The organism is Oleiphilus sp. HI0128 (genome assembly GCF_001635365.1).
Genome location: NZ_LWGG01000832.1, coordinates 1 through 5,944, shown reverse-complemented (window position 1 = coordinate 5,944; position 5,944 = coordinate 1). Strand labels below are relative to the sequence as shown.

Below are 5,944 nucleotides of genomic sequence, written 5' to 3'. Positions count from 1 at the left end.
GATACAATGGCAAACATCACAGAAAGCTGGCCCAAAGCCGAACTAGTCGAAGAAAACAACAAAATACTTACTGTTAAAGAGCCAGGCCCCGCAAGTAGCGGTATGGACAATGGGAAAACCGATATATCTCTGCCATTCCCGCTGCCAGCGAAAGACAAACTACTGGTAACCATACGAAACGCCGTATAAAACAAAAGCACGCCACCGGATATCTTGAATGCATGAATACTAATCGCAAGCTTACTTAAAAGGAGTTCACCAAAATTGCCAAACAATACTAGTAGCATCGTGGAAATAAGACAGGCCTTGAAAGCGATCAACTTTCGACCTGAACCACTTTCAAGCAAAGAATGGAAAATTAAAGCCATTCCAATCGGATCGATGATCACAAATAGAGCAACCAACGCTCCAACATATACACTTATATCCATAAGAATCTCATAAAAGGACTTACTATCACTATAGTATTGAATCGTGCCAAGCGCGAAAGATACTTTCTCTAAAGCGAAAAGGCTTAATTTTTTTGTATGTGATAAATCAATCCCTATATATTTTATTGCCCTTTAATCCTGATTTAAAAAGACCCGCAGCGTAATAATATGACATAATGTTCATGTCGACTCACAGTCACAAAACTAAGTCGAGTCAAGATAGAACAGCAACACAATAATATGTCAAAGGATTTGAAATGGGCTTAAAATCTTTTCTAAAAGATAAACTAGTATCAAAAGAACTAAACGTCCAACTCGATAAGATAGAAAAACCAGTTGGAACCCTTGGCTATGACCCATGGGGTTTTAACTCTGATACCAATAAGATTGTTTTTTCTTTATTCTCTGGCATTTACAACAAATACTTTCGCGTAGAGACTAGCGGGATTGAGCATACTCCCGATTCAGGGCCCGTACTAATTATCGCAAACCATAGTGGACAGCTTCCTATTGATGGAACACTTATCGGTTATGCAGTAGCAAACCGAGAAAATTCTCCTCGTTTACCTCGCGCAATGATTGAGCGCTTCTTTCCAACAGTTCCATTCCTTGGAAATTTTCTGAATCAGGTTGGTGCCGTATTAGGCGACCCTATAAATTGCGCAAAAATGCTTGAAAATGGTGAGGCTATTGTGGTTTTCCCGGAGGGAATACGAGGCTCAGGAAAGCTATACAAAGATCGCTATCAGCTTGCACGTTTCGGAAATGGCTTTGTGCACTTGGCAATGAAGCACACCACACCGATTATTCCGGTTGGCGTCGTTGGCTGTGAGGAGACCATCCCTGCTATCGCCAATATCAAGCCCTTAGCTAAGCTTTTAAACGTTCCTTATGTTCCAATAGCCCTGCCTTTCATTTTCCCTGCGAAAGTTCGCCTCAACTTTGGGAAACCTATTTACTTCGAAGACGAAGATCTTACTGAAGAGCAAGTGACGCGTAGAGTTGAAAAGGTTAAATCAGCCATCAATGGCTTGATTGCAAAAGGATTGAATGAAAGGGAGGCAATATTCGAATGAGTTCTCGTACAAACACTAGCAAAACAATCAGCAAGAAAAAAGCTGAGCACAAGAAAAACGTTCTTGTTACAGGCGCTGCCGGCGCCTTAGCCCAGCAAGTCATTAATCGACTTCGTGATGAATACCAAATTGCTGCTGTAGATTTCCGTAAAATCACCTATCACAGCGACGACATTCCAAGTTATAAAGTCGATTTCAATAAACGCGTTTTTGAAGACCTGTTTAAGCATCATGACTTTGATAGCGTTATTCACCTCGGACGTATTTCTTCTGCAGAAGAAACACGGATGAGACGTTATAATGCCAATGTTCTTGGCACACAAAAGCTTTTGGACTTAAGTCATAAATACGGGATCAGCAATGTTATTGTGCTATCAACCTATCACGTTTATGGGTCATCACCCTATAACCCGGCACTGATTGATGAAACTGCCCCGCTAAAAGCAGCTGAGCTAACAATGGACCTGGTAGATTCCGTCGAGCTTGAAAGCCTAGCTAATATCTACCTATGGCGCTATCCTGACTTGAACATTACGATTCTAAGGCCCTGTAACATTGTCGGCCCTGGCGTACGAAATACCATCAGCAACTTACTTTCAAGTAAATACGCACCGGTACTGATGGGATTCTCTCCAATCATGCAGTTCATACATATAGATGATATGGCCGATGCCGTTACGCTAGCGCATAAGCAGCGAAAGCGCGGTGTCTACAATGTTTCGACAAATGACTGGGTTGCCTACCAAGACGCGCTGGAACTTTGTGAGTGTACACCCATACCCATTCCATCTATCCCGCCCGTGTTGCCTCGTGCCATTACAGGCTTTCTGAACTTAACAATGTTTCCGTGTTATTTGCTTAATTATTTTAAGTATCCGGTCGTTATTGATGGGTCTCATTTCAATGAAACCTTTGGATTTAAAGCGAAACGCCCGATTAAAGAAATTTTCAGAACTTACCGTGAATTGAAAGAGTAGCAGACTAAAATCTAGACGTAAAAAAGCCGATGAGGCTAGCGCTATCATCGGCTTTTTGTTGTCGCTTAAATCCCGATATTTTTTAAGGTATCAAGCATCTGCTCAAGTATCGCAGCCGCTCTCGGATGCTCGGCCTCAACCTCGGCAACAAGGGTTTCAACAAGCTCTAAAAAGTTTGGGTCGGCGGGCTCAGCCTCATCCATCTCATGAGCATGTGTCTTAACTTGCTCTAGCAAAGACTGCTGCTGAGGGCTAACTAACTCGTCACCAAATCGTTCATGCAAATCGGTAATCAGGTGGGCAACTTTTTCTTTAGGCATAATCAGCTCCTTTACTGTGATAACTTGAAGGCTAGCGCTTAACTAGGTTCAAGTAAAGAAACCTAGTCAAGCGAAGCGGCCTTAATCTTAAATGCTAAAGCCTGAAATCAGAGTAAACACCGTAGCAGCAAGGGCTGCAGAAGCAGGAACGGTGATAAGCCACGCAGCAATAATTTTCTTGAATGCGGACCGCTTTACAAGCTTTTCTTTATATATTTTCTTTAAACGCTTGCGCTCGACCTTATTAAAGCCAAGCGCTTTTTTCTCTTGTTTTGCAGTCTGCAGCATTTTTTCCATCTCTTCGACAGATGCGCTTTTAAAATCATCAAGAAACTCGGATAGCCGGCGCTTTTCTTCACCCTCATGGTGACTAAGCATGGTATGCAATTGACTTGCATAACTAGTTTTTAGATACTCCCTAAGGAAGCCAACACCGAAGATCCCACCAACCGCAATATGGGTTGAACTAACAGGCAGACCAAGCTGAGAGGCAATAATAACAGTAATGGCTGCAGCCATTGCAACACAAAAAGCTCTAGACTTATCAAGCTCTGTAATTTCTGTGCCCACGGTACGAATTAGCTTAGGCCCATACAATAGCAAACCAATTGCTATACCAATGGCACCAATCATCATCACCCATAGAGGAATAGCCGCTTTTTTAGAAATACCATCGCTGGTAATCGAATCGGTGATAGCAGCAAGCGGTCCTACGGCATTTGCAACATCATTTGCTCCATGCGCAAAACTTAATAATGCCGCAGCAAAAATCAGAGGTATAGTGAAGAGATTGTTGACGCCTTCCTTATTATTCTCTTGCTTTTTGGATGACTTTGAAACTAAAGGTTTTATTACAACAAAAAAACATGCGGCGACAGCAAGACCAATCATGGCGGCCATTTGGAAGTCAATTTTCCATATTTTTTTCAAACCTTTAAGCGCTAAATAAGTACTAAACGCCCACGCCATCAACGCGATCAACCAAGGAACAAAGCGTCTTGCCGATTGAAGCATGTCATCCTGATAAATAATCTTCTTTTTAATGAATAGGAGAAGCGAGGCTGCAATAACGCCCCCTAGCACAGGTGAGATAACCCAACTCGCAGCAATCATCCCCATTTTATTCCAGTTTGCAATGGCCAATCCGCCAGCAGCAATACCTGCGCCAAGCACGCCACCAACGATTGAATGAGTTGTTGAAACGGGCGCACCGAGGTAAGTAGCTGCATTCAACCAAACAGCACCAGCAAATAAGGCTGAAAGCATTAACCAGATAAAAGTAGTGGAATCAGTAATATTTTCGGGGTTGATAATACCCTTCTTAATGGTACTGACGACTTCACCGCCAGCTAACAAGGCACCACCGGCCTCAAAGATTGCAGCTATTATTATCGCCCAGGTTAGTGTGAGCGCTTTTGAGCCAACCGCTGGGCCAACGTTATTGGCCACATCATTGGCACCTATATTCATTGCCATATAGCCGCCAACTACTGCGGCGATAGATAAAACCAAAGAACCTTGTCCAAGCTGGAAGCTTGTCGCGACGTAAGCTAGAATCCCGGCTAAGAATAAAAATGCCAGCCCCAGACGAGAAAATTCTTTTCGACTATCGTTCACAGCAGAATCGATTTTTTGAGCAGATTTTAAATCCATATCATGCACACCTTTACCATTAGAGTTTGATATTGTGCGCACTATAAATCGACCGTCACATAAATGTAACAATTATTTGAATTTATTTAACTTGGTAGCAAAATCCCGGCAACAAATCCACCTTATATTGGTACAAGGCAATTACAATTCTCTATATATTTACTTCGACAATCGAAGACTTTTTGCTCTCAGAGTTATCCTTAGTCACGGTACTGATCGCAAAGTAATGAGTACCAGCGCTTAGAGATTCCAAAGCAACCGAAGTCGCTTCAGGGTCTGTTACGGTTATTAGCAACACCATATTGCCACTACTTGCCCCACGATAAATTTTATAAGACTTGATATCGCCCTGGCTCAAAGCGCTTCCATCCTCTCTAGTGTTTGGTGCCGACCAATTAAGCTCAACAGCGTAAATATCTTGTCCACCCGAATCAGGGGTTGACGGGAGTTCCGGTACGCTGCTTGCGTTGTCTATTTGTGTCCCTGCCAAATATTCATCAAGATTAGACGAGCCATCACCATCATTGTCATTTACGGCGTCCGATGAATCTAGAACGTTGAGACCAACCAATACCTCATACCCATCAGGAATACCGTCGTTATCGGTGTCCTCATCTAGTGGGTTGCTTAGAATGAAATACTCATCAACATTGCTTAATAGGTCGCCATCACTATCAGAAAAAGCATCGGCATCATCATTAGGATCTGTTCCAATCGCTAATTCATAGAAATTAGGTAAACCGTCATTATCACTGTCTATTGGCAGATAGCGATTATCATAGGGGGATAGAAGGTTACCTGAGTGGTAACCGACATGATAACCATCCTGGTAACTTTCAGCTAAACCTGATTCGTGGTCATAGTATGCTAAGTTTTCACTCGTTAGCGTGGTCAGCTCAAAACCTGGCCCTGACCATGAGACATTTAAGTAGTCTCCACCTAGGTGGTCTTTATGCAATACTTCGAAATAGTATGGTGTTCCAGCGTCTAAGTTAATAGTAGGCGACTTCTGAGTTTTATAACGATCCCAAATTTTGTATCCAGAAGGCTTATTAACAAAAGCGATCAATCGCTTATTGTCGGGAGTATCATCGCCAGATAACCAAACTTCTGCGCTTTCGTCTGCGCTTAGCCAGAAGGTATAGGCACCGCTTTCGGGGACCATAAGCAAACCTCTTAGCCGTTGCCCATATTTATCGCCCTTTGAATCAATAAAGTCTAGCTCCTGGACAAGTTCACTTGAACTAGAGCTGAGCGGAAATCGAGCATTTCTAGTTAGAGCTCTTACATTTTTACCCCCGATAGATTTCCACATTTGGAGCTCTATACCGCCATCATCGGCAGCAGTGGGCGGCAATTCATTTACTGCAAGAGAAATAGTTTTAGTTGTAGTGCACGCACTGAGCAAAAGGACAGATAAAATAGTAAAGAATTTATAGTTCATTGCGTATACTCCTTACGAATATTGAAATCAATGATTCAAGTAT

The 5,944-nt window shown here is 42.6% G+C and carries 6 protein-coding genes; 2 read left to right on the top strand and 4 right to left on the bottom strand.

Annotated features, from left to right (window positions below; translation table 11 throughout):
- Positions 1–431, bottom strand: a 431-nt coding sequence (locus tag A3763_RS12760; protein WP_068760104.1) for a MarC family protein, incomplete at its 3' end; no start/stop codon positions are given.
- Positions 432–688: 257 nt separating this feature from the next.
- On the opposite strand from A3763_RS12760, the gene A3763_RS12755 reads away from it, so the two are divergent.
- Both A3763_RS12755 and A3763_RS12750 read left to right on the top strand, forming a co-directional pair.
- Complete coding sequence (locus A3763_RS12755) at positions 689–1,507, top strand: lysophospholipid acyltransferase family protein (RefSeq protein ID WP_068507528.1); 819 nt, start codon at positions 689–691, stop codon at positions 1,505–1,507.
- Positions 1,504–2,484, top strand: coding sequence for an SDR family oxidoreductase (locus A3763_RS12750; RefSeq protein ID WP_068507530.1), 981 nt, complete (start codon positions 1,504–1,506; stop codon positions 2,482–2,484). Before A3763_RS12755 ends, A3763_RS12750 begins: the two co-directional genes overlap by 4 nt.
- A gap of 65 nt (positions 2,485–2,549) precedes the next feature.
- Here the strand turns inward: A3763_RS12750 and A3763_RS12745 are convergent, their stop codons facing one another.
- From A3763_RS12745 to A3763_RS12735, 3 genes are all read right to left on the bottom strand, one after another.
- Positions 2,550–2,804 (bottom strand): DUF4404 family protein, encoded by a 255-nt coding sequence (locus A3763_RS12745; protein WP_068507532.1) that lies wholly within the window; start codon positions 2,802–2,804, stop codon positions 2,550–2,552.
- A gap of 87 nt (positions 2,805–2,891) precedes the next feature.
- The gene (locus A3763_RS12740; RefSeq protein ID WP_068507534.1) at positions 2,892–4,457 is read right to left on the bottom strand and encodes an inorganic phosphate transporter; all 1,566 of its coding nucleotides are present in this window, start codon (positions 4,455–4,457) and stop codon (positions 2,892–2,894) included.
- A gap of 151 nt (positions 4,458–4,608) precedes the next feature.
- Entirely contained in the window at positions 4,609–5,901 is a 1,293-nt protein-coding gene (locus A3763_RS12735; protein WP_068507537.1) for a PA14 domain-containing protein, read from the bottom strand.
- Positions 5,902–5,944: the final 43 nt, after the last annotated feature.

Bases quoted from the DNA above. Each gene is read 5' to 3' on its own strand.
- A3763_RS12755 (WP_068507528.1), top strand. From the start codon at position 689: ATGGGCTTAAAATCTTTTCTAAAAGATAAACTAGTATCAAAAGAACTA.
- A3763_RS12750 (WP_068507530.1), top strand. From the start codon at position 1,504: ATGAGTTCTCGTACAAACACTAGCAAAACAATCAGCAAGAAAAAAGCT.
- A3763_RS12745 (WP_068507532.1), bottom strand. From the start codon at position 2,804: ATGCCTAAAGAAAAAGTTGCCCACCTGATTACCGATTTGCATGAACGA.
- A3763_RS12740 (WP_068507534.1), bottom strand. From the start codon at position 4,457: ATGGATTTAAAATCTGCTCAAAAAATCGATTCTGCTGTGAACGATAGT.
- A3763_RS12735 (WP_068507537.1), bottom strand. From the start codon at position 5,901: ATGAACTATAAATTCTTTACTATTTTATCTGTCCTTTTGCTCAGTGCG.